We start from the raw sequence: 26,916 nt of genomic DNA on the forward strand, positions 1-26,916 counted from the left end.
TAAACAATTTGGGATTTTAGCGCGCATAACGTTGTCAGGTTTGGGTAATAATCTTTCGAAAAAAACAGAAAGATATCGGACAGATCGGAACAGCCATTAACTGGTAAAAAAACAAACCGAGTGAAACGAGCTCATTGATACGACGAGTTCAGACACTTATAAATAAGTAAATACAAATGAAAAAAAGTTCAATTATTCTAATCGCTATCATTGCTGTCGCAATTGCCATGATACTTGTTATCTATACCGATTCAAGTACGTATTCGACATTTACCGAAGCTAAAGAAAAGAAAACCGAACTATATGTGGTAGGTCAATTGAATAAAGACAAAGCACTTCACTATGATCCCAAAACTGACGCCAACAAATTTTCGTTTTTCATGCGTGACAACGATGGTACAGAATGTGAAGTGATTTTTAGAGGTGCCAAACCTCAAGATATTGAACGTTCAGAGCAGATTGTATTGACAGGAAAAATGGACGGGAATGTGTTTAGGGCAAGTAAGATATTGATGAAATGTCCGTCGAAATATAACGATAAATCGGTCGTCACCGAGATCAATGCTACTGCTTTCAATAATTAATTCGTAAAATCAATTTTCAATGGACGTTAATTACGTTGGTGAGCACCTGCTGCCAGGGCAGATCGGACAATTTTTCATTGTACTTTCTTTTGGTGCTGCACTTCTATCTTGTATCAGTTACTTTTTTGCAACAAAATACCCTGAAGAGCATTCATGGAAAAAAATTGCACGTATTGCCTTCTGGGTTAATGCAGCCTCCGTCGTAGCGATTGGTGCAACTTTATTTTATATTATATACAATCACCTTTTTGAATATAATTATGCCTGGGCGCACTCGTCCAAGACACTCCCTACCTACTACATCATTTCCAGTTTTTGGGAAGGTCAGGAGGGTAGTTTTTGGCTTTGGATGTTCTGGCAAACGGTATTAGGCGCTGTTTTGCTCTTTAAAGCAAAAAGCTGGGAATCGTCTGTTATGACTTTCGTCATGTTATGTCAAGCATTTTTAGCATCCATGATTATTGGTGTGGAAATCTTCGGTCTGCGGATCGGTAGCTCTCCTTTTATCTTATTGCGTGAAGCAATGGATATTCCAATCTTTAGAGAAGCAAATTATCTTTCACTAATCACCGACGGTAATGGTTTGAACCCTTTACTTCAAAATTACTGGATGGTGATTCACCCACCGACACTATTCCTTGGCTTTGCGTCGATGATTGTTCCTTTTGCTTATGCAACAGGTGCTCTTTGGACCAAACGTTACAAAGAATGGATCAATGCAGCACTTCCTTGGGCTTTATTTGCCGTGATGATTTTAGGCGCAGGTATTATCATGGGCTCATTCTGGGCTTACGAAGCACTTAACTTCGGTGGATTCTGGGCATGGGATCCGGTAGAAAATGCATCTATTATTCCTTGGTTTACCTTGATTGCTGCTGTTCACGTCATGATTGCTTACAAGAATTCAGGCCACTCCTACTTCACCGCTACTTTTTTGGCGATGATCAGCTTTGTGCTTGTGATCTACGCATCTTACCTGACACGTAGTGGCGTCCTCGGAGAGACTTCGGTCCACTCCTTTACCGACCTGGGCATGAGCGGACAATTGATCTTATTCAATGTTGTCTTTTTGGTTATCATGGTGGTCTTTCTTACCGTCAAAAAGAAAGAGATGCCCATCACTGAAAAGGATGAGGATATCTATTCAAGAGAATTCTGGATGTTTATTGGCGCCTTGGTATTGACTGTTGCCTGTGCACAGATCATTGCTTCAACATCAATTCCAGTGTTCAACAAGATCTTTGGCACCAAGGTAGCTCCGCCTTTGGATCCGATCCAACATTATAACAAATGGCAATCGGGTTTTGCCGTCATCGTGATGATTTTAACCGGATTTACGCAATTCTTAAAATACAAACGTACCGATAGCCGCAAGTTTTTGGCTTCCACTGTAGCATCCTTGGTTGTGTCTTTAATCCTAACGGCTGCTGTAGTCTATTTTACGAAGACGTATACCAACTTGATCTACATTTTGATCACCTTCGCAAGTATTTTCTGTATTCTGGCAAATATCCGCGTATTGGGTGACGCTGTCAAAGGTAAATGGAAACTGGCTGGTTCTTCGGTAGCCCATATCGGTTTTGGTTTATTACTTATCGGTGCCATGGTGGCCGCGGCAACCAACGAAGTCATCTCTGTCAACAACACGGGTTACATCGCTGTATCAGGATTCGACAAAGTAGAAAAGCCTGGCGACAACTTATTCCTGACCGAGGGTGAACCTGTACAAATGGGCGAATACAAAATTACCTATATCGGCGATAGCATTGTTGCTCCAAATACGTTCTATAAAATCAAATACGAGCGGATCGACGAAGAAACAGGCAAAGTGAAGGAGCATTTTGTGCTGCAACCTTTTGCACAAAACAACGCGAAAATGGGGGGGTTGATTGGTACTCCAGCCACCAAACATTATGTTACGCATGACGTATATACACTGATTACAGCGGCCGCAGCTGAAAGTCAAGCAACACACGCCAAAGTTCCTGCTGAAGATAAAACTGGTTTTGAGGACTACGAGGAGCCGGCAACATATCAGGTAAATATTGGCGATACCTTACGCTACCGCAATGGATATTACGTCATTGAAGGCTTAAACAAAGAGGCCCACCTAGAGAAAATTCCAAAGGGACCCAGTGATGTCATGGTTGGATTGAAAATAAAAGTATTTTCGGCCGACAACAAACAGTATGAGGTACAACCGATTTACTTAATTAAAGACGGTGGTGTTTACGACTTCAACAAGGATGTTACCGAGCAAGGACTTAAATTCAGATTTACGGGAATTAAACCTGACAAGGATAAACTGGAAATCATGGTTTATCAAAAGCCACTTCCAGAAAAGAAATGGGTGGTATTTAAAGCCATTAAATTCCCATACATCAACTTTTTCTGGTGTGGAACAATTGTCATGACCATCGGTTTTATCATGTCCATTGTGAGAAGAAATAAAGAGGAAAAACGAAAAGCACTTAAATAATGAACATTGTGATCTTAGGAAGCGGTAATGCCGCGACGCATTTTGGACAACAGTTTCAAAAAACAGGACAGCATATCGTTCAGATCTACAGTAAAACAAAAGCCAATGCAGACGCATTGGCTTTTGCGCTTCATTGCACAGCAACTGACCTACTGTCTGAACTCGACCTCCATGCCGATCTCTACCTTATTGCTGTTTCGGATCAAGCTATTTTACCGCTGGTAGAAGCGCTACCGAAGGATTTAACAGGCATTGTTGTCCACTGTTCAGGAGCAACCGATCTTGCTGCCCTGGCTGGATTTAAAAACACGGGCGTCATCTATCCACCACAATCGTTATCCAAAAATAAAGCAGTGGATTTCTCGACGGTTCCACTTTGCATTGAGGGTAACACAGATGAAAATAGTGCCGCGCTACTTCAGCTTGCACAGACATTTGCACCGCAGAGTATCTATTGTAACTCACCGCAACGCTTAGCCATTCACCTGGCCTCGGTCATGGTCAATAATTTCTCCAATATCCTCTATCAGATGGCTTATGAGTTACTGGAAGAAAACAACTTATCCTTTGATTTAATCAAACCAATTATCCTGGAGACGGCAGAAAAAGTGCAAAATAATATTCCGATAACAGTTCAGACAGGACCAGCGATCCGACAGGATGTATCGACAATGCAAAAACATTTGCAATTTATTAGCAATAAACCAGATTTACAGCAAATCTATCAACTTTTGTCGCAGGAGATTACTAAAAGAAAATAGTTTGTTAGAAACGGTTATAAACTTATCAAAACTTACTTCCAGGGGGTAAATATATCCATTTACTTCAGGAACTTTAGTACATTTGCTTCGTCCAAAAGCGCATTTTGGAATGCTAATTGAGTAATAAAATAGTCAGTTGGGCTAAACATTAAAATAGCGAATTAAAACTAAACAATCGTATTTTCTATGGAAGTTAGAAAACTCATTCTTTCAATAATGATTGTGATTAATTTAATCATTGTATCATTTGGATTTATATTTACATCAAGCTGGTTTTGGCTGCTTATTATCCCATTTCCGTTGCTATTGATCGCGTTATATCATAGTTTCCAGACCAAACATGCCATTCTGCGCAACTATCCTTTAGTTGGATATTTTCGTTATATCTTCGAATCTATTCGTCCCGAGTTGAGACAATATTTTTGGGAATCGGATATGGATGGACGTCCTTTCAACAGAAGACAACGTTCGATCGTATACCAACGTGCAAAAAATCAACGGGAAACTGTGGCATTTGGTATGCAGACAGATCCACAGGCTGTCGGGAATGAATGGGCTGCGCACTCTGTTTTCCCTTGCCATATCGAAAACCACGATCTGCGTACCACGGTAGGAAATGCAGCCTGTAAGAAACCTTATAGCTTAAGTGTGTTCAACATCTCGGCTATGAGTTATGGTGCGTTGAGTAAAACAGCGATAACGGCACTAAATAAAGGTGCTGCCCTTCAAAACTTTGCACACAATACCGGCGAAGGGGGGATCAGCGATTACCACAACAATGGAGGTGATTTAATCTGGCAGGTCGGTACAGGTTATTTTGGCTGCCGCAATAAGGAGGGAAAATTTGATCCCGAACTTTTCAGAGAAAAATCCAACCGTGAAAACGTGAAGATGGTCGAATTGAAACTCTCGCAAGGCGCTAAACCTGGTCATGGCGGTATACTTCCGGCGGCAAAAAACACCCCTGAAGTCGCTGCTATCCGTCACGTCATTCCTGGAACGGACGTGATGTCGCCACCAGCACATAGTGCTTTCTCTTCACCGACTGAAATGATGCACTTCATACAACAGCTGCGCGAGCTATCCGGTGGAAAGCCTATTGGCTTCAAAATTTGTATCGGCGATAAACATGAGTTTATCGACATCTGTCATGCCATGCAAAACACGCAAATCTTCCCGGATTTTATCTCCGTAGATGGATCAGAAGGTGGTACGGGAGCTGCTCCACTTGAGTTTACAGATAACTTGGGGATGCCACTATACGATGCATTGGCATTTGTAACGAAAACCTTGATTGCTTTTGGTTTAAAAAAACACATTAAAGTTATTGTATCAAGCCGTATCGTAACAGGTTTCGATATCTTGAAAGTCATTGCCTTAGGCGCAGATGCATGTTATAGTGCTCGCGGTATGATGTTCGCTTTAGGTTGTATTCAGGCACTTAAATGTAATGAAGACGTCTGTCCGGTTGGGGTTGCCACACAACAGCCGCATTTATACAAAGGACTCGACGTAAATGACAAATATGTACGCGTCGCCCAGTTCCACCGAAACACATTACGTGCGACAGTTGAAATTATGGAAGCTTGTGGTTTCAAAACACTTTCGGATGTATCGGCAGATAAATTCTATCGTAAGGTAGATGCAATCCGGACGCTCAGTTTTCAGGAAATCTATTTCGGTACTGAAGGTAAATTAGTCAATAGCCACACCGATTTCGAAAGCAAACTTTTCGAAGATTAATTGCTAGCAATTCATAAAAAGAAGGTCCCCCATGTATTCATAGGGGACCTTTTTTTATACCTTGATAGTTCCCTTACAGGATAAAACCCGCTAATATCTTTATTTCAAATTAAACAATACGCGGTGCAGAATCGTATTTGATAAAGTAATTTGATCGTCGGCCAATCCCCCTAAGGCCTGTTCAATTGTATTTTTTGCCTGCTTCATTCCTTCATCCTTCATCTTCCGCCCGATTTTTGTTAAATAGATCAGATTGGACCGTCTGTCGTTTTTATCATTAACACGAATAACCAGATTTACGCGTTCCAGGTTATTAATTAATCGAGTGACACTTGGTTTATCTCGAAATGTGCGCACAGCAAGCTCCTGCTGGGTAAGCCCCTCTTCCACCCACAGGTTATACATGATACTCCATTGTTCAGAAGTAATGTTTAACCCGGCCTCCTTGAGATTACGCTGTAATCTCCGCATAACTGCAATTGAGTATTTCCCTGTTAAGAAATTATAAAAATACTCTTGTGATACTAAATCTTGGTCTAACATATGAATAATGGTTATGGTTGTTTACGCAACTTATTTTAATAATAAAACGTCGTCTTTCAATCAATTTGAGAAAAAGCTAAACGTATTTTGGCTAATAGTTAGCCTAAATTACGCTTTAATATAGCTGTCTCAAACAAAATTTTATCAACATGTCATAAGTAGATGTTGATAAATCATAACAATTTGATTTATACTAGACTGAATTTAATAAATAAAAAGGATACAAACAAAATAAATGCTTGCAATTGTACCTAATTTAGAGGATGTTATCCGATTGTAAAAGAATCGGAATCTTTTAAGAAAGGAAATTTCTCACGTGCTTCCAACAGGTCGTTCGGATTTAAGGTAAAGGTATACAAGTCCTCATCTTCCGGTTTATAATACACCACGTCACCAAGAGGGGATATACACATAGAGCCACCAGAATAGTAAATATCATTACCGTCGTGCCCAACACGGTTTACCCCAACAACATAAGCTTGGTTTTCTATTGCACGTGCCGGAATAAGAGCTCTCCAATGTGCTGAGCGCTTGTCTGGCCAGCTGGCGGTATACACTAAAATATCATATGCTCCGTTTTGATTTTTAGACCAGACTGGGAATCTCAGGTCATAACAGATCATCGGGCAGATTTTCCATCCTTTGATATCGACCAGGATACGTTCATTTCCTGGCTCAAAGTACTCGCTTTCTTTGGATAATCCGAAAAGATGACGTTTATCATATTTTACATATTTACCGTCTGGAAACATCCATACAAAGCGATTATAGTATTTCCCACCTTCTTCGATAATCAAAGAACCGGCAACAACACAGTTAAGTGAGCTTGCCATTTCAAATAGCCATCTTGTCGTAGGTCCATTTGCAGGTTCTGCACATTTCTCGACATTATTCGTGAAGCCTGTATTAAACATTTCGGGGAGAATAATAACATCCGTTTTCTCACGCAATGAGGAAAGTCTCAAGGCTAGATTATTTAGATTCTTCTCAATATTTTCCCAGAATAAATATGCTTGAAATACGGTGATTTTTAAAGGCTCCATGAACGTAATCTAAAAATTTATTTAATTATTTTCTTACAAAAAAAACATTTAATGGCAAGATACGAATTTTAATAGAATTTATACTTATTGCTGTCTTACCAAAAGGTTATTTGCTAACACTATTAACGCTTCTTTGCGATCATTTGGTACATTCAATGCTTTCATTTTTTCAAATGCCCGTTGTGTATAGCTATCTTTCAACTCGTCGGCCGCAGTTTTAATCGCATACTTGTCGTATAAGGCAAGCATATCCGCTACTTTTGATGGAGCAGTCTCTATAGTGGCATTTAATAGGGCTTGTAAAACCGTCTTATCATCATCCGAAATTACTGCCATCAACTTCACCAATAAAAAAGTTTTTTTATTGATCATGATATCACCACCAACAATCTTTCCAAAGGTATCTGGATCTCCATATGCATCCAAGATATCGTCCTGTAATTGAAATGCTAAGCCTACGTTCTCTCCAAAATCGTAGATCAGCTGCTGTTGCTGTTCATCTGCTCCCGACAGAATAGCCCCCAACTGTAATGCTCCGCCCAATAACACCGAAGTTTTAAGACGGATCATCTCAAGATACTCAGGCATTGTCAGCGAATCCCGGCTCTCATAATCCATATCTAATTGCTGGCCTTCACATACCTCCATAGCCACTTTACTCAAAATTTTCAAAGTTGCAGGCAAGTAAATAGGATTACACTTTGAAATTTCCTCATACGCTTTGACCAACAAGCCGTCTCCAGACAATATGGCAATATTAGCATCCCACTTTTCGTGAACTGTCGTTTTACCTCTTCTTAAAGGAGCCTTATCCATCAGATCATCGTGGATCAGTGAAAAGTTATGAAAAAACTCCACTGCTTTGGCAGCAGGGATAATTTCCTCCATCTCTTGCATGCCGAATAATTCGGCGGCCATCAATGTCAGCATAGGTCGAACCCTCTTTCCGCCCAAAGTCAATATATACCGTATCGGATCATATAAATTTGATGGTGTTTCAGGAAATTGACTTGTCTCTATCGCCTCTATCACGAGTTGTTGTAAATGTTGCATATATCTTTACGATCGAATCTTGCGAATATAGCAATAATCATATAGAAATGGCAATTTTGTCCCTTTAAAGGAAGTCACCTCAAAATTGTACATTTGTATAAGTCTTTTATTATGCGCATACTGATTATCCATACATTTTATCAAGATCCTGGTGGTGAAGACACTGTATTTCAGCAGGAATCTTCCCTCCTCGCGCAAGGACATGAGGTCCAAACGCTAACCTTTCAAAATAAAAAGGGGTTGCAGGGTGCACTACAGACAATAGGATCTTTTTGGAATATTTGCGCTGCTCAACGTGTCAAAAAAATAATTCGGGCGTTTAAACCAGACATCGTTCACGTTCACAACACGCATTATGCAGCAGGCCCGATTATCGTGCGTACCATTGCCAAACTCGGCGTCCCCCAGGTCATGACCCTGCACAATTTTCGTTTACTATGCCCTTCGGCGACACTGTACCATCACAACCGTCTCTTTCTGGACTCACTCCAAGAGGAGTTTCCGTGGACAGCCGTCCGACAAAAAGCATTTAACAACTCGATAGTAAAAACATTTCTTCTCGCACTGAATTACTGGTTTCACCGCAAAATTGGAACTTGGGCAAAAGTAAATCGCTACATCAATTTAAGCTCCTTTGCAAAGAACATATTCGTTGAATCGACCTTGCATCTTCCGCCTACTAAATTCGAGATCAAACCGAATTTTGTCTTTCCTACGACAATAGCACCAGAGGGTCCGCAGGCCCACTTTGTATATGTCGGTCGTCTTTCAGATGAAAAGGGGATATTACAGCTGATCGATGCTTTCATCGGCACAGATTTTCAACTAGCAATTATCGGCGGCGGTCCGCTCGAAAATGAGGTTTTGAGAAGCATTAAACACCAGGCGAATATTTCCTACCTCGGTTTTAAAAAAAGATCAGAAATACTTCCCTTGATAGCCAAAGCACAGGCTTTACTTGTACCATCGATTTGTTTTGAAGGGATGCCGATTACGATTCTTGAGGCTTATTCAGTCGGAACAGCTGTGCTTTGCTCCAATTTAGGCCCGCTCCCCGAACTGATTATCCCCGGCAAAACAGGACAAACGTTCGATCCCCATAACAAAAACGATATTATCCAATGCTTAACGGAGTGGAGCACAAAAACAACAAATGAAAAAGATGAGATAAGAAAGACCTGTATTGCTTACTATTTTAGTAATTTTACGCCTGAAATAAATGAAGCGAAATTATTAGCGATCTATCAGGACGCTATTCACGATAAAAAACGGAATAAATGAGTATCATTGTATTAGATAAACTGGGTCTAGCGCCACAAATCCAAGCTGTACTGGAAACAATTTATGATCCTGAACTGAAACCCGCAAATATTGTGGATTTGGGGCTTGTATATGAAATCATTACGAAGGAAGAGGGTATTGCAAAGATTGTAATGACGCTGACTGCTCCTGGCTGCCCCGTGGCAGGCGAAATCATGAATGAAGTTCAAGAAAAAGTTGCTGCTGTAGCAGGTGTCAAAGAAGCATTGGTCGAATTGACATTTGATCCACCCTGGACAAAAGACATGATGTCTGAAGAAGCAAAACTGGAGCTGGGTTTTTTGTAAAATTCACCGACTAATCAAACAAAACAGGGCTATCCAAGAATATTGGAAAGCCCTGTTTTGTTTGTATATGCTATATGCCTCTCCTAAAACATCGTTTGAGCTGTACCCTATCCGCAGGTCTATCTGCCCTGATTGTTTTCCAAATCGCTCAACTTTTTCAAAGGCTTGGCACTATTGGCATCCGCACCGAAAAGTAATTTCCAAAGCTTACGTGACTCTTTGGTCAATAGTGGGGATACAATGGAAAGAATGAGCACATATACGACCACAAAGGATTGAATAACGGGTAATAAAGCCCCTGCTTTACCAATATTTGCCATGATAATGGAAAACTCCCCCCGTGCAGACAAGGTAAAGCCAATATCAAAGGACGTTTTAGGTTTCATACCCGAAAATTTAGCTGCAAAATAGCCCGAAGCAAGATTCCCCATCACCGTCACCAGCGCTGCAATCGAAGCCCAAAAGACAGCTCCTCCAAGGGACATAATGTCAATAGACAATCCGAAACTAAAGAAAAACATGGCCCCAAAAAAGTCCTTATAGGGCAGTACCATCGATTCAATCTTTTTGATGTATTGCGAATCTGCCAAAACCAAGCCGGCCATCAATGCCCCGATAGCCTCCGCAACATGGATGGTTTCGGAGAAACCTGCCACAATAAAAAGTAAGGCAAAGATGATCAATATAAATAATTCAGAAGTTTTCTCCTTCAATAAGCGATCGATCGCAGGCACCAATTTTCTGCCTAAAATCAAAAAGGCCAATATAAATCCCAAAGCCAGTAAGGAAGTTCCAGCTACCGTCCAAAACGAACTGCTTCCTGTTAGTATCAGGCCCGAAAGGAAAGAAATATGCATCGCTATAAACAGGTCATCGAACATAATCATCCCCATGATGACCTCCGTCTCCGGGTTGGCTGTGCGTTTGAGATCTGTAAGAACCTTTGCAACAATCGCCGTGGATGAACTCGTCATGATACCACATAACACCATCATTTCCTTAAATGGCATATCCATCAACCAACCAATCAACAACCCTGAGGTAAAGTTCAATAAGACGTAAATTGTCCCACCGGTGACAATTGCTTTACCGGACTTAATCAGCCGATTGACCGAAAACTCAAGGCCAAGGTAGAACAACAGGAACAATACGCCCAACCGTCCCATGAAATCGATAAAAGGTTTACTCTCTGTAAATGTTAAATCCACCAGACCAACCTGCGGAGCGTGCTGTCCCAAAACCATTCCTATAATAATGAAAAATGGAATAACAGAAAACTTAAGCTTATTGGCGATGAGGCCAACAATGGCAACAAGTCCTACAGCGATTCCAATTTCCAGAATTAAGGTATGTGATAGCATAAATTACAGTAAAATTTCCTTCAAAAGTTTAATATTATTCTTCTTTCCAGCAATGACAAGTGTGGTACCTGGGCTAATCAAATAAGACGGTCCTGGATTGATAACCGTATCATCATCCCGTATCCCAGCAATAATCGATGCACCTGTACGTTGACGAACTTCCAGCTCTCCAATTGTCTTACCAGCACCCTCATTTTTGCCTTCCACTTTGTACCATTCAATGCGTAAATCGTCCAAAGCGACTTCAATTGTCTCCAAAGCTTTAGGCTTGTAGGACAAGCCACCGATAATACCCGCAATCTGCCGAGATTCATCGTCATTGAGTGTCATGACGCAACGTGACTCATGCTCCTCGTCATCATAGCGATAAAGTTCCCGTCTACCATCGTCATGGATAACAACAACCATATTGTCTCCCGCATCGGTTTCAATTTGAAATTTTTTTCCAATTCCAATCAGATCGGACTCTCTTACAATAGACATAATCTTCTATTTAAATAAATACTAATAATATAAGCTTCATAACGTTGTATCCAACAATTACAAAAGCAAGCTGAAGATTCTTACTACAAAAACAAAGACTTTCAGAAAAAACAGCATCAGCCCTTAGCTACTAAAACACAAATTTACCCAAAAAATCAATCTTAAACGAATCCGCAGGTAGCTAACGGGATGGGCTACAAAGAGCAAATTACCCCAAAATACTAAAAAAAGAGCAGAAAAACGACTCTTTTAACCGATTTCATCCCTTTTTTTCGACGTATGGCTTCGTGATGACATAACTGAACAACACTAAAAGCGCTCGAGGTACATAGGCTATTAACGATCCGAGTTCCTAACAGAACAAATCAGCTTTTATTAGCTCCAATTTTCATTACAAATACCCATTTCTATAACGTTTTCGTAGTTCATGCAATCGTTTGTTCCAAGAAGCAATAGAATTGCCAAAGGTTTATTTCTTTATAATTGCCGCATTAAACACTTACTGAATCTAAATTACACACCTATGGTCAAAAAGAGTCATCTCATCCTTCTGACACCATTATCAATCTTGTCATTAGCGGCACCTATTTACGGGGTAGCGAACCCACGTAATTTGGTTGCAATAACCAGTCTTTCACCCTTTCAGCAGGTCGTCTCCGGAAAGGTCGTTGATGAAACCGGGAAACCAATAAGCGGGGTTACCGTTTCTGAAAAAGGTAAAGCGGCAGCAACGACAACCAATCAAGACGGAATCTTCTCACTGAACGTCAGTTCAAAAAATGCCATCCTAACATTTAACTCGATCGGATTTACCGCGAAAGAAGTCTCCGCGGCACAAGCAGCACAAATAACCTTGACAAAATCCGAGGATGTTTTGGATGAAGTTGTGGTCGTAGGTTATGGTAAACAGAAAAAGAGCGATTTGACAGGAAGTATCGCTACAGTGGAAGCAAAATCCCTAGAACGAATAAATTCACCGAATGTTGTCGATAAACTTCAAGGTAAGATTTCTGGTCTAGCGATCAATTCCGGTTCAGCCAAACCTGGTGAAACAGCTTCGATCAATATCCGCGGTGAGAACTCGATATCCGCGTCCAATGCACCCCTAATTATCTTGGATGGAATTCCTTTTAGTGGTTCCTTGGGTGATATCTCTTCCAATACAATTGCCAGTATCTCGGTATTGAAAGATGCCTCATCCACTGCAATCTATGGTTCAAGAGCTGCAAATGGCGTTATCCTCATCACCTCAAAAAAGGGTGCGGCAGGAAAAGCACGCATCAATTATAACGGTTATTTTGGGGTACAAAGTGTAGAACGTCGTCTTAAATTGATGAACGGCCCACAATACATTCAATTTATGCGTGATTATCAGGCTTCGAAAGGAAAAACCGGCGATCAGCTTAACCCAGAGAATTATCTTTTTGCCAACGTATTGGAACAATACAAAAAAGGGGAAGAAGTCAATTGGCAGGATGAAGTATTCAATAGCGGCGCTCCTGTTCAGGAACATCAACTCAGTTTTTCGGGCGGAACGGATAAATCCGATTATTATGCATCTGTGAGCTACCTAAATCAAGATGGCGTTGTAAAAAATACGCCATACGAAAGATACAATGTCAATCTGAACCTCAATCAAAGTTTAAGCTCTTGGTTAAAGCTAGGAATGACCATGCAGGCTTCTCAAGGGAACCGCGACGGCGTACAGCCCAACCTCGAGAGTGTTGTAAAACTTTCCCCTTACAGTAAAAACCGCGATGCCGATGGTACTGCTATAACGTACCCGATGTATGCACAAACACTATGGGCACATCCTTTTGCAGACGAAAAAGGCCAATGGGATCAGACCAGAAGAACAGTCTATGCGAATACTTGGCTTGATGTGAAACTCCCTATTGAAGGATTAAGTTTCAAAACCACATTCGGAACCAACTACCGAAATATTAATGAAAACTCCTATTACGGTTCAAATACGGTTACAGGACGTGGCGTAAATGGTACCGGATCAATTTACAATGAGCATTTTTGGGACTGGACCTGGGAAAATCTTTTGACCTATGACCGTACCTTTGGTGACCACAAGATCAATGTCGTGGGTCTCTATTCTTCGCAGAAAACAAATTTGAAAACTTCAAGAATGAACGGAGACGATTTTGTATCAGATGCCGGATATAACAACATGGCCTCTGCCTCTAAAAATCTTAAGATCGAATCTAATCTGCAAAATACAGCGATGATTTCCTACATGGGAAGAATCAACTATGCTTTTAAGGATCGTTACCTATTAACTTTAACCGGTCGTTCGGACGGTTATAGTGCATTCTCGATCAACAACCGATATGCATTTTTCCCATCCGTTGCAGGAGCCTGGGTGGTTTCTAAAGAAGGAAATGTGCAGGATTATTTCGATTTATTAAAACTTCGTGTTTCTTATGGTAAAAATGGAAACCAGGCCGTATCGCCATATCAAACTTACGACCGTCTGACTAACGTCGATTATATCTATGGTCTTGACCCCGTCAAAGGACTTGTGATGAATTTCAATGGCCGTGGAAGTAATCTAACGTGGGAAACAACAGCTTCATTAAACCTTGGTTTGGATTTTGGTATTCTCAAAAATAGACTTTCAGGAACGATCGACTACTACTCCTCTAAGACATCGGATCTTTTATTAAGTGAACAGGTTCCTGTCATGAACGGTTATAACACTATTTTGACCAATATCGGTGAAACCTCAAACAAAGGGATCGAAGTTACCTTGAATGCCATACCGGTCAAAAATGACAATTTCCAATGGAACGTCAATACGACCTTTGCCTATAACAACAATAAAATCACCAAACTGCGCGCGGATGGAAAAGATGATTTGACCAATGCCTGGTTAATCGGAAAGCCTATCCGTATTTTCTACGATTATAAAGTCATTGGTGTATGGCAAGAGGGCGACGACATCGCAAACTCCTATCAGCCTAAAGCGAAACCTGGCGATGCCAAGTTAGCAGATCTCAACAATGACGGTAAAATCGACGCCAATGACCGTACCATGATGGGGAACAAGATATCACCTTATACACTCGGTATTGGCAATGATTTCACGTACAAAAATTTCTCCCTGTCGTTCTTTATGAATGGAGCCTTTGGCGGAACGAAAATAGATGATTTCAAAAACATCGAACGTTTCTTACCTAACAACGGTGCCAATTACCTTGCCGACATGCCTTACTGGACGCCAGAGCGCACCAATACAGATATTCCATCGCCTGGATATACGCCAGTAAATAACCATACTTATTATATCAATTCATCCTATTGGCGAATTAGAGACTTTAGCTTGGGCTATACCTTTGACGGCGATTTTCTAAAAAGATTGAATCTCTCTTCCATTAAAGCATTTATCAACGCCCGTAACCTCTATACATTCTCCAAAATCAAAGGTTACAACGTAGAGGCATTGAGCGTGAGTTCGACCACAGGTAATCCAACAACGACAAATATTGCCAGTCCTTATCCTGTTGCAAGAACATTCTCATTGGGAGTAAATGTCCAATTCTAAACACATCAAGATCATGAAGAAAAGAAATACAACTTTATATGCAATACTAGCTGGCCTAAGCTTACTTTTTACAGGCTGCAGCAAGAACTTCTTAAATGAAGACACCAGCAGCTTTCAGTCACCTGATAATACCTATATTAATACGAAAGGCTTCGAAACTGGCCTAAATGGTTTATACTCTTATGCCCGCATGGAATTCCTGACCTGGAACGGTAGTATCTTTTCCCAGGGAGCAACTCCACAGGAGGCGCTACAGGTCGGAACAGATATCGTCGCTATCAAAACTACAGGTACAGACGCTACATTGGCTCCATTCAGCAATTATACGCTAAATCCTGCTTCGTCTTATGTCCGCAATTATTGGAAATATGCCTACGGATTTATTGGTAATACCAATACCATCCTCGAGGCTTTAAAAAAGGATGGCATCAGCTGGACAGACAAGGATAACGATCCAAAACGTGTAGAAGCAACGGCCCGTTTCTTCCGCGCCTATAGCTATCGCTACTTAGTCAACTTATATGGCGATGTGCCTTGGGTGGACAAGGTATCCGAAACACCCCGTCGTGATTTCACCCGTACACCGAAAGCTGAAATCTTAACGCACATGATTGAAGACCTAAAGTATGCAAGTGAAAACCTACCCGACAATCCAGGTACAATTCAGGAAGGTAAATTGACGAAATGGGCTGCTCTACACTACCTGGCAGAAGCATATATCGAAGCTGGACAGCCAGATTTAGCTGTAGAGGCTGCCAACAAAGTGGTTCAAAGTGGCTACTTTAAATTGAACGATCAACGTTTTGGTGCCGAAAAAGATAAACCCGGGGATTATTTCCACGATATGTTTATTGAAAACAATCAAAATCGCGGCTCCGGCAATCAAGAAACCATCTGGGCCATCCAATTGGAATACAATACACAAGGGGGCGGCGACCGCTATACCGATTGGAGCAAACGCGCGTGGGTACCTTTCTATTCACAACAAAAAGGATTTGCCTTGGCCGACTCACTTGGAGGAAGAGGTCTTGGGCACGTACGCCCTTATCAATGGTGGCTGGATAGTTATGAAAAACAGGATGTCAGAAATTCTTCTTTCAATATCAAACGCGATTGGTATTATAACGATCCTTCCGTACCTGAACTTTATGGTAAGAAGATCGTACTTACTGACGCGATCAAAGAATCAGGCAACGTATTCCCGACAACAACCAAATTTTTCTACGGAAAGACAGCTGTTGACCCTGCATTTGAAGGAAATATGAAGGACCGTGTGAAAGTACGTTTGGCCGAAACTTACCTACTATTGGCTGAAGCATACTGGCGTGCCAATAAACCGGCACAAGCTAAGGATGCCATCAATGCTGTCCGTGCCCGTGCAAAAGCGTCATTAATCGATGCCGCAGCGATCAATGCGGATTTGATTCTCGACGAACGCGCCCGCGAGCTTATTGGTGAGGAAATGCGTCGCATGACCCTTGCCCGTTTCGGTGAGGATGTCTTTTTACGCCGCGTGCAAACGTTAAACACACAATCGAAAAATGTGGTGAAAAAAGAATTTATTCTTTGGCCTATTCCACAAGAAGTTATCGACAGTAACACTGGTGCAGCCTTCCCACAAAATCCGGGATACTAAACCTTCCAAAAACCTTCATGAGCCCAAAGGCCATGGAGGTTTTTTCTTTTACGACTTTGCTTCAATCAGTTTATAGGTGCCATCTTCCCGGATCTGACTACGACCAATGGTGATATTTTTTGAATGGTAAAACAAAAAAATCCAGCCCGCTGGTGCACCTTCTGCCCAGTACTCCTGACGCAACGCTTTGGAGCGCCGACCATCAAAATCATATTTGGCAACATAGTTATGGAAAATTTCTTCAGGCTCAGGTAATACATCTCCGCCAAAGAAATAGTGCTGGTCGCCCGTTTGAATATGAAATGCCTGATGATGTGCTGTATGTCCACCATTGAGCGCATAGCTGATTTCTGTATTTATTCTACCTTCACCTTCCACCAGAACCAAATTTCCACTGCGCTGAATCACATCAAAAATCTCGGTTCTATATGAACTGGAGATGCCTGAATAAGCATCTTCCCACTCGCCACGCTGAACAATATATTCGGCTTCAGGAAATGCGATGCGTCCGGTTCCGTTTTCAAATGTGACCATCCCCCCAGCATGATCCTTATGAAGATGAGACATCAGTACATATTTTACATCTTCCGGTTCAAAGCCAGCCTTACGGATATTATGATGCAGTTGTAGCACGCCACTGTCATCGGTATAGCCAAGACCGGTATCACAGAGTACAAGTCCCGCATCAGTTTCGATCAAAAAGGGGTGAACTTGAATAAATAGGGAGCCTGGCCGGTCCTGGGGCTTGTCTATTAACGGATCAAAGGGTATAAATTTTCTGCTTTTGTCGACTGAAAAAGAACCTTCATATAAAGAATAAGCCTGCACCATATTTAAAACATTGGGAATATGCACGTTAAGCAACAGCGGATCAATACCGGGTTTAGGAATTAGGTAAGTCCAGCCTTAAAACGTATATTTACACTTAAAATATTGTGCAAAGATATGCAAAAAAGGTGGGTACTAAAATCTAAAACTGATGTCAAAATAACCAACAAACTGCGCGAGGAATTAAACATCAACACTGTCTTGGCAGAGTTGCTCGTGAGCAGAGGAGTGGAGACTTTTGACGAATCAAAGCAGTTTTTTAGGCCTCAATTATCGGATTTGCACGATCCATTTTTGATGCGGGACATGGAAAAAGCCATCACCCGGATCATCCAAGCCATTGGCAACAAAGAAAAAATACTCATCTATGGAGACTATGACGTAGACGGTACAACAGCTGTTGCCGTTGTTTATAGTTTTTTCAGGGAATTTCATAGCCAGCTGGAGTTTTATATTCCAGACCGCTATGCCGAAGGCTATGGAATCTCCACACAGGGTATTGACTATGCCGCAGCAAATGGTTTCAGCTTAATTATTGCATTGGACTGCGGTATCAAGGCAATCGATAAAATAGATTACGCAAATAGCAAAGGAATTGATTTTATCATTGGCGACCACCACCTTCCCGGTGAGGAACTTCCCAAAGCCTACGCCGTGTTAGATCCCAAGCGTGCAGACTGTGAATACCCTTACAAAGAACTTTCAGGTTGTGGAATAGGCTTTAAGATTATTCAGGCTTTTATACTCACCAATGGCATGGATATCAATGCCTGTTATCAGTTTTTGGATCTTGTGGCCGTGAGTATTGCTTCGGACATTGTTCCTATTACCGGCGAAAATAGAATACTTAGCCACTTTGGTCTCATTAAACTCAATACGAATCCCTGCGTCGGACTAAAGGCACTGATTGATTTATCCAATAATCGAACGAAGATCTTTACAGTGAACGACATCGTGTTCCAGATCGGGCCCCGCATCAATGCAGCGGGCAGAATAGACCATGCTAAGGACGCCGTCAAACTTTTGATCTCCAAATCGCTACAGGAAGCCAAAGATTTCAGTTCTAGCATAGACGATCAAAACAATGTACGGAAAGACTTTGATCTCAAAATAACAGAAGAAGCGCTTGCACTGATTGAGGATAATGTTCTTCTTAAAAGCCGAAAATCCACGGTATTGTATAAAGCCGACTGGCACAAAGGTGTCATTGGTATTGTCGCTTCCCGTCTGACCGAAAAATATTACCGTCCGACGATTATATTGACCGAAACAAATGGTCATATTGCAGGTTCCTGCCGTTCGGTACTGGGTTTTGACTTGTATGAAGCCTTAAGCGAATGCGCTGACTTGTTGGAGCAATTTGGTGGTCATAAATATGCTGCCGGACTAACGATGTCCTTAGATAATGTCACGCTATTCCAGGATCGTTTTGAGGAAGTGGTATCGCGACGTATCAGTCCTGAAATGCTGACCCAAGAAATTTTGATCGATGCAAAGTTGGCATTGAAAGATATCGATGCTAAGTTCTTCCGTATTCTCCAGCAGTTTGAGCCTTTCGGGCCCCAAAATGAATCCCCTATTTTCCTCAGTAAAAAGGTAAATGCAGTAGGACAGGCTTTTATTGTGGGCACCAATCACCTCAAGATGACGGTTATTCAAGAAGACTCTCCTTCATTTGACTGTATCGGTTTTGGACTGGCAGAACATATCACACACATCAATTCTGGGCAAAGTTTCGACATCTGCTACAGCATTGAAGAGAATGTGTGGCGCAACAAAAGAAACTTACAGCTCAACATCAAAGGGATTAAGTATTAGTATTGCATTAGTAAGAAGATATTAAATATATTTACACAAGATTTGGTCGGGCATCCCCCCATACTGGATTAGATACCAGGCATGAAAGAATGGTGAGGGTTTTAATTAGTCCTATTGAACAGATACATACAACACAAGACATTCCACGAAGATGATTTTAAAGGCAGAACATCTCATAAAAAAATATAAGCAGCGTACCGTTGTCAACAATGTTTCCTTCCATGTGGAACAAGGCGAGATTGTCGGGTTATTGGGCCCTAATGGGGCAGGAAAAACGACCTCATTCTATATGATTGTTGGTCTTATCAAGCCCAATGAAGGGAAAGTATTTCTCGACGATCAGGAGATTACGCAGGATGCGATGTATCAACGCGCACAACGTGGAATAGGTTATCTCGCTCAGGAAGCATCGGTTTTTCGGAAGCTCTCCGTAGAAAACAACATCCTGGCAGTATTAGAAATCCATTATCCGAATAAAGAAGAACGTTTGGCAAAATTGGAAGAACTACTCACAGAATTCAGCTTACACCGTGTCCGTAAAAACAGAGGTGATTTGTTGTCCGGTGGTGAGCGTCGACGTACCGAAATTGCGCGAGCATTAGCTGCTAATCCATCCTTTATTCTTCTGGATGAACCTTTTGCAGGGGTTGACCCGATCGCCGTAGAAGAAATTCAGACGATTGTAGCCAAGCTCAAAACCCGTAACATCGGCATCTTAATTACCGACCACAACGTACAGGAAACACTATCTATTACGGACAGGGCCTACCTCCTAACCGAAGGAAAGATCATGCTGACGGGTACCCCTGAGGAAATTGCAGATAATGAGCTTGCCCGTAAATTTTATCTCGGTCGACATTTTGAATTAAGAAGGAAAAAATTTTAAAGATTAAAGAATCCCTCCCCCTATGGCCTTATTAAACTCCATTTTTACTTGGTTCATGAAAAAAAGAATTCACCAGATTGAACTTTTCATGAAATACCCACACGATGTACAAGAAGAATGGTTTCAGAGTTTAATTGCCACTGCTGAAGCGACGGAATGGGGAAAAAAATACGATTATACAAGTATATTAACCCCAGAGATCTTCAAAGAACGCGTCCCGATACAGGACTATGATGATATCAAGGGCTACGTTGATCGCATGATAAAAGGAGAACAGAATATCCTGTGGCCTTCTGATATCAAATGGTTTGCCAAGTCTTCTGGCACCACATCTGATCGCAGCAAATTTATTCCCGTTAGTGAGGAAGCACTCGAAGAGTGTCACTTCCAGGGCGGTAAAGATATGCTCACAATATACTGTCATAATAGACCTGAAAATCGCGTATTTACGGGAAAATCAGTTGTTATTGGTGGTTCTTCACAAATAAACAATTTCAGTCCGGATTCCTACTACGGTGATCTTTCATCAATCCTCATCCGTAACCTTCCTTTCTGGGCCGAATTTAAGCGAACGCCCAATATGGAGGTTACTTTAAACCCCAACTTTGAAGAGAAAATTGAGCAGATTGCCCAAATTACACTTAAAGAAAATGTAACGAGCTTAGCTGGCGTACCGACATGGAATATTGTTATGGCCAAGCGGATTCTTGAGATTACAGGCAAAGACAACTTGCTTGAGGTATGGCCAAATCTAGAATTTTATGGACATGGCGGAGTGAGCTTCAAACCTTACCGCGAGCAATTCCAAAAATTGATCCCTTCGGACAACATGTATTATCTCGAGAATTATAATGCCTCAGAAGGATATTTTGGCTTACAGGATCAATCTGATTCGGAAGATCTTCTGCTCATGCTAGATTATGGTATTTATTACGAATTCTTACCTACTGAACGAATGCACGAAGAAAATCCGTCAACCTTACGTTTGGATCAGGTGGAGCTCGGAAAAAACTATGCATTGATCATTTCAACCAATGCGGGTTTGTGGCGTTATAAAATTGGAGATACCATCAGGTTTACGTCATTGTCTCCCTATCGCTTTCAGATCTCAGGACGAACCAAACAATATATTAACACCTTTGGCGAAGAGGTTATTGTTGACAACGCCGAACAAGCCTTGGCCGAAGCGAGCAAATTGACACAGGCACGAATCAGAGATTATACCGCTGGACCGGTCTATTTTAAAGATGCCGAGGCCGGAGCACACGAATGGGTGATCGAATTTGAGCAACAACCCAATGATTTTAAGCGTTTTTGTGAAATATTGGATGCTAAACTCCGTGAAATCAATTCGGATTATGACGCCAAACGTTTTAAGAATATGGCGCTTCGACCACCTATTGTACACAATGCGCCCGAAGATACATTCTATAAATGGATGAAATCAAGAGGTAAGCTAGGTGGACAAAATAAGGTTCCAAGATTGAGTAACAGCCGCGAATATCTCGAGCCGCTCCTGAAAATACTCGCCGAATAATACGGCATATCAACTTAAAAATACGGCACAGCGACCGAATAATAGCACGGTCTCCGGCTGGAGATTAGCCAAAATTTTTGGAAACCTTATTTTGGCTAATCTCGTATTGCTGAATTTTGTTGTTTTAAAGAACTGCTGTGAGTTCGTCTAATTGATAAGCTCAAGAAAGCTTAGACTATAATGGAGGTTTGTTAAGGTTTAATTGCCGTTTTATATAAAAAAACAAAAAAACCAAGAATAAAATTCATAGAAATACCTTTCTTCTGAACTTCAACATCACCCTGTAACAAGGAGCGATTATCGCCTGCTGCTACTTCGTTACTTTTGTTTAGACTGTGCGTCAATTCCATACTAAGTTTATTTTTATGATAAGTGATTTTATAGCGTTACTGCGGACCAGAATGCCCATCTAAAGGACCGCATTCTTTACAGCCAAACTTTATGCCATAATATGAAAAGAGTGTATTAATTAATAAAAAATTAACACATTTAATTATTAATACAGGATAACCGAGAGATATGAAGTGAAATTCTTCCATTTCAAAAAAAAGTGTAGTAAAATAGGGAACAACTGTCCGAAATAAAAGGCATAGCCAGGCTGGTAAATTATACAGGTACATGTGCAACTTATATTTCATTTTTTTCCTAACTTAGCCTAAGTAATTAAATAATAAGATGAACGCGACAGAGAACTATTCAATTCGCGTAGAGCCAACTCAAAATTCAAGACTCTCGCAAGTAGATTTCGACAATCTAAAATTCGGAAAGATTTTATCCGACCACATGCTGGTCGCAAACTATGATGACGGTGAATGGAAAGATGTCAGCATCGTCCCTTATGGAGATATCAGTATTAGTCCTTCGATGTCCGCTTTACATTATGGTCAAGCGATCTTTGAAGGAATCAAAGCTTATAAATTTGCAGATGGAACAGTGAGTATCTTCCGTCCGGACAGAAACTGGGAAAGATTCAATAAATCTGCCGCACGTCTTCAAATGCCGGAGGTGCCTGAGGAGATTTTTATGGATGGTCTAAGCAAACTATTGGACATCGACCGTAACTGGATCCCGGCAAAAGAAGGTTCATCATTGTACATCCGTCCTTTTATGTTCGCAACAGAAGCGGCATTAGGTGTACACCCTTCTAAGTCATACAAATTTATCATTATCACTGGCCCTGTAGGCGCATATTATAGCAAAGCAATCAGCTTAAAAGTGGAGACCTACTATACACGTGCAGCAGAGGGTGGTGTTGGTTTTTCTAAAAATGCAGGTAACTACGCCTTATCGCTTTACCCAACACAATTGGCCAATGACGAAGGTTATGACCAAATTATGTGGACAGATGCTTCTGAACATAAATACATTGAAGAAGCAGGTACGGCAAACCTTATTTTCCGCATTGGCGATACGATTATCACACCACATGGTGATACAATCTTACACGGTGTGACACGCCGTACAATTATGGAATTGGCGGAGAAATGGGGTTATAAAGCCGAGCAGAGAAAGGTATCTATTCAAGAACTAATCGACGGTATTAAAGCCGGTACAGTAACGGAAGCTTTCGCAGCTGGTACTGCAGCCACAATTACGGATATCAGCCGTATCGGTTTTGAAGGACAAGATTATCACTTGCCACCAGTAGCGGGCCGCGAGTTTTCAAATCGTGTTTTGAATTACCTCAACGACTTGCGTTATGGTAAAGTAAAAGATCCATTCGGATGGAACTATTTAGTGAAGTAATTTCTAAGAAGAAATAAAAAAAGCCTTNNAAGGCTTTTTTTATTTCTTCTATTTAAATTGCCTGTGTACGATAGGTATGCTTTGAAACACAGGCCATATGCTTCATTTGAATCTTCGCGGATAAGCCCAAGTTCTCTCCTATCAGATCCTTAGGAATGTTCTCCCCTCAGCTCCTTTTGAATAAAATCAATGATAGCGGCAGTTTCCTGGGGTTGGAACCAGTGTGTATTACCGTATTTTTTAAACCATGTAATCTGTCGCTTGGCATAACGTCGCGAATTTTGTTTGATTTTTTCGGTCGCTTCCGCCAAAGACTGCTTGCCATCAAGATAATCAAACAACTCGGCATAGCCAACAGTTAGCAATGCAGGCTTCGTTCTGAAAGGAAGTAAAGCTTTCACTTCGTCCAGCAAGCCATTTTTCATCATCAGATCGACACGTAAATTGATCCTTTCATACAACTTTGCCCGATCCATATTCAAGCCAATGGTAAGAATATCAAAAGGTCTTTTTTCGACATCTTTCTTATGGTAAAATGACATCGGTTTACCAGTCGCCTCAAAAACTTCAAGCGCCCGTACGACACGTTGCGGATTATCGATGTCCGCCGTTTCAAAATATGCAGGGTCAATACTTTTCAATCGATCTTTTAAGGCCTCCAATCCCAATACTGCAAGTTCATGATTAAGTCGCTCGCGCACTTCATCTCCGGCCTTGGGTAGATCATCCAATCCTTCACATAGGGCCCGTACAAACAAGCCTGATCCACCTACCATAATGACGACGTCATGCGATTGAAATAACTCTTCTAGTTTCAGTAAAGCCTCCCGTTCAAAATCTCCTGCAGAATAATCCTGCGTGATGGAATGTGAATCAATGAAATAATGGGGAGCAGCAGCAAGTTCCACTGGATCTGGTTTAGCCGTACCAATAGACATTTCTCGATAGAACTGACGGGAATCAGCCGAAATGATCGCTGTTTTAAAATATTGTGCCAATGAAATAGCCATTGTAGTCTTACCAACAGCAGTTGGCCCCACAATGGCTATCAATGTTTTTTTATTTGCCATAATATAGCACTTCACAGGCCGAAAGAACCTGTAAAGTCTTCTTAATTAATATTCGTCTTCGTAGCCGCTGGATTCTTCACGCTCTTCACCTTCTTCGCCCTCTTCCTCATCGTCACCATCACTGTCGAAGCCATCCAGTTCGTCTTCATCATCGACCCCATATTGCGTATCGTCTTCCTCCACATAATCGTCCTCTTCAACAGCATCTGAGACCGGAAAATTAGCAGCAGTCATTGTTTTGGGAACCTGACCAATAGATTTAAACAACGCCGGATAGTCCTTTCCATCCTCTTCCTTCAAGATCTTGATCAATTCAACCTGGAAATCATAAGGGCGATCAAAATTGTAAACGTAGTAAAATTTCTGATGTGGATCATCGATAAACTTACTTAAACGGATATTCTCCATCAACAATACCTCAGCATCTTTTTTACGTTGTGTAGGCTTGAATGCAATCTCTGTTCCCTTTTTCCACTGATCATTGCTCACATAGAACGAGGAAGATGCATCTGCAGCATAACCTGTTGATTTATGGATTTCCTCATGTAGGTCTATAAATGTGCTTTTAGAAGGCATGTCGATCTCACGATATACATCTTCATAATCCTCAAAAGTAACTCTAAATCTATAAATTGCCATCTCTGCTATTTTCTTCTTTTAACCCTCTAAAATTAATACTATATTTTAAGAATTGGAAATTTCCAATGGGATTTCTTCTTTGATCGTCAGGTTCATTTCCCCTGCTTTTTTCACCAAAAATTGGTATGCTTCTACTCTGGAATTTGGAATCTCGCCCTCTAAAATAGCCTCGCGAATCAAATTTTTCAGCAACCCTACAGTACGCCCTGGTGCCAAGCCAAATAGGATCATGATATCCTCGCCACTGATCGGCGGCTGCCAGTTCCGAACCTTGTCCCGCTCTTCGACATCCTTCAATTTTTGTTTGACAAGTTCAAAATTCTGACGATATTTCTTCTTTTTAAACTCATTTTTTGTGGTCACATCCGCATGACATAACATCATCAGGGCTTCAATATCATCGCCAGCCTCAAACAACAGACGACGTACAGCAGAATCTGTTACGATATCCTGCGCCAAGACAATTGGCCGAAGATGCAATTGTACCAACTTTTGCACAAATTTCATTTTCTCATGGAGCGGCAACTTTAGTTCGGCAAAAAGCTTTGGTACCATACGGGCACCACGATCTTCGTGCCCATGAAAGGTCCAGCCGAGCTTTTTATCGAAACGTTTTGTTGCCGGTTTGGCAATATCATGCATAATCGCTGCCCAACGTAACCAGAGGTCATCAGACAATTCACATACATTATCCAGCACTTCCAAGGTGTGGTAGAAATTATCTTTATGGCCTTTGCCATCAATGACATCAACCCCGTGCAAATTATACATGGCCGGAAATATCAATTCCAGGAGACCGGTATCAAAAAGATATTTAAAACCTACTGACGGTTTAGGTGAGAGAATAATCTTATTGATTTCATCGATAATACGTTCTTTCGAGATAATCTTTATTCGCTCTTTGGTATCGCTAATCGCTTTGATTGCATCAATCGTGATTTTAAAATTTAGCTGTGTCGCAAAACGGATAGCCCGCATCATACGCAGTGGATCATCAGAAAACGTTTCTATCGGATCTAGAGGCGTTCGAATAATACGTTGTTCAAGATCTTGCACGCCGTCAAACGGATCCACCAAAGCACCATAATCTGCTTTATTCAATGAAAACGCCATCGCGTTGATCGTAAAATCACGTCGATTTTGATCATCGGATAAGGTACCGTCTTCCACAATAGGCTTACGCGAGTTGGCACGATAGGATTCCCTTCGGGCACCGACGAACTCCACATTGAGTCCTTCATAAACCAGCATGGCTGTACCAAAATTCTTGTAGACAGCAACTTTAGTATGTAGCCTATCACCCAGTAAAGTCGCAAATTCAATGCCGCTGCCGACGACAACAATATCCACATCATTCTTAAAAGGCCGCTTCATAATATAGTCGCGAACATACCCCCCGATGACATAACATTCTGTATTTGTTGTCTCGGCGAGTTCCTTAATGATTGAAAATATTGGATGTTGTAAATTATCGTACATAGTTAGAACAGCAGGTAAAAACCCAAACAGTTTGCAAAAGTAACAATTTTTTTTGTATTGGAATTAG

22 protein-coding genes are annotated in these 26,916 nt (G+C 41.3%); 12 read left to right on the top strand and 10 right to left on the bottom strand.

Annotated features, from left to right (window positions below):
- Positions 1–176 precede the first annotated feature (176 nt).
- The 4 genes from B3P16_RS12445 to B3P16_RS12460 all read left to right on the top strand — a co-directional run bounded on the left by B3P16_RS12445 (position 177) and on the right by B3P16_RS12460 (position 5,567).
- The gene (locus B3P16_RS12445) at positions 177–584 is read left to right on the top strand and encodes a cytochrome c maturation protein CcmE (protein ID WP_046672794.1); all 408 of its coding nucleotides are present in this window, start codon (positions 177–179) and stop codon (positions 582–584) included.
- A gap of 19 nt (positions 585–603) precedes the next feature.
- On the top strand, positions 604–3,063 hold the full coding sequence (locus B3P16_RS12450) for a heme lyase CcmF/NrfE family subunit (RefSeq protein WP_286752632.1): 2,460 nt from the start codon (positions 604–606) through the stop codon (positions 3,061–3,063).
- A complete protein-coding gene (locus B3P16_RS12455; RefSeq protein WP_286752633.1) occupies positions 3,063–3,824 on the top strand; it encodes a Rossmann-like and DUF2520 domain-containing protein in 762 nt (253 codons plus the stop codon). The genes B3P16_RS12450 and B3P16_RS12455 overlap by 1 nt, the downstream gene beginning before the upstream one ends.
- A 186-nt stretch (positions 3,825–4,010) precedes the next feature.
- A complete protein-coding gene (locus tag B3P16_RS12460; RefSeq protein ID WP_046672797.1) occupies positions 4,011–5,567 on the top strand; it encodes an FMN-binding glutamate synthase family protein in 1,557 nt (518 codons plus the stop codon).
- 99 nt (positions 5,568–5,666) lie between these two features.
- On the opposite strand, the gene B3P16_RS12465 is transcribed toward B3P16_RS12460, so the two are convergent.
- The 3 genes from B3P16_RS12465 to B3P16_RS12475 all read right to left on the bottom strand — a co-directional run bounded on the left by B3P16_RS12465 (position 5,667) and on the right by B3P16_RS12475 (position 8,206).
- Positions 5,667–6,038: a MarR family winged helix-turn-helix transcriptional regulator gene (locus tag B3P16_RS12465; RefSeq protein ID WP_227550151.1), complete on the bottom strand. Its 372-nt coding sequence runs from the start codon at positions 6,036–6,038 to the stop codon at positions 5,667–5,669.
- Positions 6,039–6,376: 338 nt separating this feature from the next.
- Positions 6,377–7,153: an amidohydrolase gene (locus tag B3P16_RS12470; RefSeq protein ID WP_046672799.1), complete on the bottom strand. Its 777-nt coding sequence runs from the start codon at positions 7,151–7,153 to the stop codon at positions 6,377–6,379.
- An 84-nt stretch (positions 7,154–7,237) separates the two neighbouring features.
- Positions 7,238–8,206, bottom strand: coding sequence for a polyprenyl synthetase family protein (locus tag B3P16_RS12475; protein WP_286843141.1), 969 nt, complete (start codon positions 8,204–8,206; stop codon positions 7,238–7,240).
- Positions 8,207–8,317: 111 nt separating this feature from the next.
- Between B3P16_RS12475 and B3P16_RS12480 the strand changes: the two genes are divergently transcribed.
- Both B3P16_RS12480 and B3P16_RS12485 read left to right on the top strand, forming a co-directional pair.
- Positions 8,318–9,487, top strand: coding sequence for a glycosyltransferase family 4 protein (locus tag B3P16_RS12480; protein WP_286843143.1), 1,170 nt, complete (start codon positions 8,318–8,320; stop codon positions 9,485–9,487).
- A complete protein-coding gene (locus B3P16_RS12485; protein ID WP_046672802.1) occupies positions 9,484–9,813 on the top strand; it encodes a metal-sulfur cluster assembly factor in 330 nt (109 codons plus the stop codon). Before B3P16_RS12480 ends, B3P16_RS12485 begins: the two co-directional genes overlap by 4 nt.
- Before the next feature lie 119 nt (positions 9,814–9,932).
- Here the strand turns inward: B3P16_RS12485 and B3P16_RS12490 are convergent, their stop codons facing one another.
- The gene (locus tag B3P16_RS12490; protein ID WP_046672803.1) at positions 9,933–11,174 is read right to left on the bottom strand and encodes a cation:proton antiporter; all 1,242 of its coding nucleotides are present in this window, start codon (positions 11,172–11,174) and stop codon (positions 9,933–9,935) included.
- Positions 11,175–11,177: 3 nt separating this feature from the next.
- Positions 11,178–11,657, bottom strand: coding sequence for a cation:proton antiporter regulatory subunit (locus tag B3P16_RS12495; protein ID WP_046672804.1), 480 nt, complete (start codon positions 11,655–11,657; stop codon positions 11,178–11,180).
- Between the two features lie 523 nt (positions 11,658–12,180).
- Here B3P16_RS12495 and B3P16_RS12500 point away from each other — a divergent pair.
- Both B3P16_RS12500 and B3P16_RS12505 read left to right on the top strand, forming a co-directional pair.
- A complete protein-coding gene (locus B3P16_RS12500) occupies positions 12,181–15,210 on the top strand; it encodes a SusC/RagA family TonB-linked outer membrane protein (protein WP_286843145.1) in 3,030 nt (1,009 codons plus the stop codon).
- Positions 15,211–15,223: 13 nt separating this feature from the next.
- Positions 15,224–16,846 (top strand): RagB/SusD family nutrient uptake outer membrane protein, encoded by a 1,623-nt coding sequence (locus tag B3P16_RS12505; protein WP_286843147.1) that lies wholly within the window; start codon positions 15,224–15,226, stop codon positions 16,844–16,846.
- 48 nt (positions 16,847–16,894) lie between these two features.
- Here the strand turns inward: B3P16_RS12505 and B3P16_RS12510 are convergent, their stop codons facing one another.
- A complete protein-coding gene (locus B3P16_RS12510) occupies positions 16,895–17,677 on the bottom strand; it encodes an MBL fold metallo-hydrolase (RefSeq protein ID WP_286843396.1) in 783 nt (260 codons plus the stop codon).
- A gap of 114 nt (positions 17,678–17,791) precedes the next feature.
- On the opposite strand from B3P16_RS12510, the gene recJ reads away from it, so the two are divergent.
- From recJ to B3P16_RS12525, 3 genes are all read left to right on the top strand, one after another.
- Complete coding sequence (gene recJ, locus B3P16_RS12515; protein ID WP_046672806.1) at positions 17,792–19,492, top strand: single-stranded-DNA-specific exonuclease RecJ; 1,701 nt, start codon at positions 17,792–17,794, stop codon at positions 19,490–19,492.
- A gap of 151 nt (positions 19,493–19,643) precedes the next feature.
- The gene (gene lptB, locus B3P16_RS12520; protein WP_028072074.1) at positions 19,644–20,378 is read left to right on the top strand and encodes an LPS export ABC transporter ATP-binding protein; all 735 of its coding nucleotides are present in this window, start codon (positions 19,644–19,646) and stop codon (positions 20,376–20,378) included.
- Positions 20,379–20,400: 22 nt separating this feature from the next.
- Positions 20,401–21,915, top strand: a complete 1,515-nt coding sequence (locus B3P16_RS12525; RefSeq protein WP_286752640.1) for a GH3 auxin-responsive promoter family protein — start codon at positions 20,401–20,403, stop codon at positions 21,913–21,915.
- 191 nt (positions 21,916–22,106) lie between these two features.
- Here the strand turns inward: B3P16_RS12525 and B3P16_RS12530 are convergent, their stop codons facing one another.
- The gene (locus B3P16_RS12530) at positions 22,107–22,265 is read right to left on the bottom strand and encodes a hypothetical protein (protein ID WP_156167568.1); all 159 of its coding nucleotides are present in this window, start codon (positions 22,263–22,265) and stop codon (positions 22,107–22,109) included.
- A gap of 325 nt (positions 22,266–22,590) precedes the next feature.
- Here B3P16_RS12530 and B3P16_RS12535 point away from each other — a divergent pair, with 325 nt between their 5' ends.
- Complete coding sequence (locus tag B3P16_RS12535; protein WP_286843148.1) at positions 22,591–23,661, top strand: branched-chain amino acid aminotransferase; 1,071 nt, start codon at positions 22,591–22,593, stop codon at positions 23,659–23,661.
- A gap of 149 nt (positions 23,662–23,810) precedes the next feature.
- Here B3P16_RS12535 and miaA read toward each other — a convergent pair whose 3' ends face one another.
- The 3 genes from miaA to B3P16_RS12550 are packed head-to-tail and all read right to left on the bottom strand — an operon-like array spanning position 23,811 to position 26,849.
- The gene (gene miaA, locus B3P16_RS12540) at positions 23,811–24,731 is read right to left on the bottom strand and encodes a tRNA (adenosine(37)-N6)-dimethylallyltransferase MiaA (protein WP_286802961.1); all 921 of its coding nucleotides are present in this window, start codon (positions 24,729–24,731) and stop codon (positions 23,811–23,813) included.
- Between the two features lie 45 nt (positions 24,732–24,776).
- On the bottom strand, positions 24,777–25,370 hold the full coding sequence (locus B3P16_RS12545) for an IS1096 element passenger TnpR family protein (RefSeq protein WP_112374903.1): 594 nt from the start codon (positions 25,368–25,370) through the stop codon (positions 24,777–24,779).
- Between the two features lie 45 nt (positions 25,371–25,415).
- Positions 25,416–26,849, bottom strand: a complete 1,434-nt coding sequence (locus tag B3P16_RS12550) for a CCA tRNA nucleotidyltransferase (RefSeq protein WP_112374904.1) — start codon at positions 26,847–26,849, stop codon at positions 25,416–25,418.
- Between the last annotated feature and the right edge of the window lie 67 nt (positions 26,850–26,916).

It is taken from the genome of Sphingobacterium sp. UBA7631, assembly GCF_002483935.1.
Taxonomy (GTDB): domain Bacteria; phylum Bacteroidota; class Bacteroidia; order Sphingobacteriales; family Sphingobacteriaceae; genus Sphingobacterium; species Sphingobacterium multivorum.

What these genes read in the sequence shown, in the direction of transcription:
- B3P16_RS12500 (WP_286843145.1), top strand. Translation starts at nt 12,181, where the DNA reads ATGGTCAAAAAGAGTCATCTCATCCTTCTGACACCATTATCAATCTTG.
- B3P16_RS12505 (WP_286843147.1), top strand. Translation starts at nt 15,224, where the DNA reads ATGAAGAAAAGAAATACAACTTTATATGCAATACTAGCTGGCCTAAGC.
- miaA (WP_286802961.1), bottom strand. Translation starts at nt 24,731, where the DNA reads ATGGCAAATAAAAAAACATTGATAGCCATTGTGGGGCCAACTGCTGTT.
- B3P16_RS12475 (WP_286843141.1), bottom strand. Translation starts at nt 8,206, where the DNA reads ATGCAACATTTACAACAACTCGTGATAGAGGCGATAGAGACAAGTCAA.
- B3P16_RS12495 (WP_046672804.1), bottom strand. Translation starts at nt 11,657, where the DNA reads ATGTCTATTGTAAGAGAGTCCGATCTGATTGGAATTGGAAAAAAATTT.
- B3P16_RS12510 (WP_286843396.1), bottom strand. Translation starts at nt 17,677, where the DNA reads ATGGTGCAGGCTTATTCTTTATATGAAGGTTCTTTTTCAGTCGACAAA.
- B3P16_RS12525 (WP_286752640.1), top strand. Translation starts at nt 20,401, where the DNA reads ATGGCCTTATTAAACTCCATTTTTACTTGGTTCATGAAAAAAAGAATT.
- B3P16_RS12460 (WP_046672797.1), top strand. Translation starts at nt 4,011, where the DNA reads ATGGAAGTTAGAAAACTCATTCTTTCAATAATGATTGTGATTAATTTA.
- B3P16_RS12465 (WP_227550151.1), bottom strand. Translation starts at nt 6,038, where the DNA reads ATGCGGAGATTACAGCGTAATCTCAAGGAGGCCGGGTTAAACATTACT.
- lptB (WP_028072074.1), top strand. Translation starts at nt 19,644, where the DNA reads ATGATTTTAAAGGCAGAACATCTCATAAAAAAATATAAGCAGCGTACC.
- B3P16_RS12530 (WP_156167568.1), bottom strand. Translation starts at nt 22,265, where the DNA reads ATGGAATTGACGCACAGTCTAAACAAAAGTAACGAAGTAGCAGCAGGC.
- B3P16_RS12470 (WP_046672799.1), bottom strand. Translation starts at nt 7,153, where the DNA reads ATGGAGCCTTTAAAAATCACCGTATTTCAAGCATATTTATTCTGGGAA.
- B3P16_RS12550 (WP_112374904.1), bottom strand. Translation starts at nt 26,849, where the DNA reads ATGTACGATAATTTACAACATCCAATATTTTCAATCATTAAGGAACTC.
- B3P16_RS12535 (WP_286843148.1), top strand. Translation starts at nt 22,591, where the DNA reads ATGAACGCGACAGAGAACTATTCAATTCGCGTAGAGCCAACTCAAAAT.
- B3P16_RS12445 (WP_046672794.1), top strand. Translation starts at nt 177, where the DNA reads ATGAAAAAAAGTTCAATTATTCTAATCGCTATCATTGCTGTCGCAATT.
- recJ (WP_046672806.1), top strand. Translation starts at nt 17,792, where the DNA reads ATGCAAAAAAGGTGGGTACTAAAATCTAAAACTGATGTCAAAATAACC.
- B3P16_RS12545 (WP_112374903.1), bottom strand. Translation starts at nt 25,370, where the DNA reads ATGGCAATTTATAGATTTAGAGTTACTTTTGAGGATTATGAAGATGTA.
- B3P16_RS12450 (WP_286752632.1), top strand. Translation starts at nt 604, where the DNA reads ATGGACGTTAATTACGTTGGTGAGCACCTGCTGCCAGGGCAGATCGGA.
- B3P16_RS12480 (WP_286843143.1), top strand. Translation starts at nt 8,318, where the DNA reads ATGCGCATACTGATTATCCATACATTTTATCAAGATCCTGGTGGTGAA.
- B3P16_RS12455 (WP_286752633.1), top strand. Translation starts at nt 3,063, where the DNA reads ATGAACATTGTGATCTTAGGAAGCGGTAATGCCGCGACGCATTTTGGA.
- B3P16_RS12485 (WP_046672802.1), top strand. Translation starts at nt 9,484, where the DNA reads ATGAGTATCATTGTATTAGATAAACTGGGTCTAGCGCCACAAATCCAA.
- B3P16_RS12490 (WP_046672803.1), bottom strand. Translation starts at nt 11,174, where the DNA reads ATGCTATCACATACCTTAATTCTGGAAATTGGAATCGCTGTAGGACTT.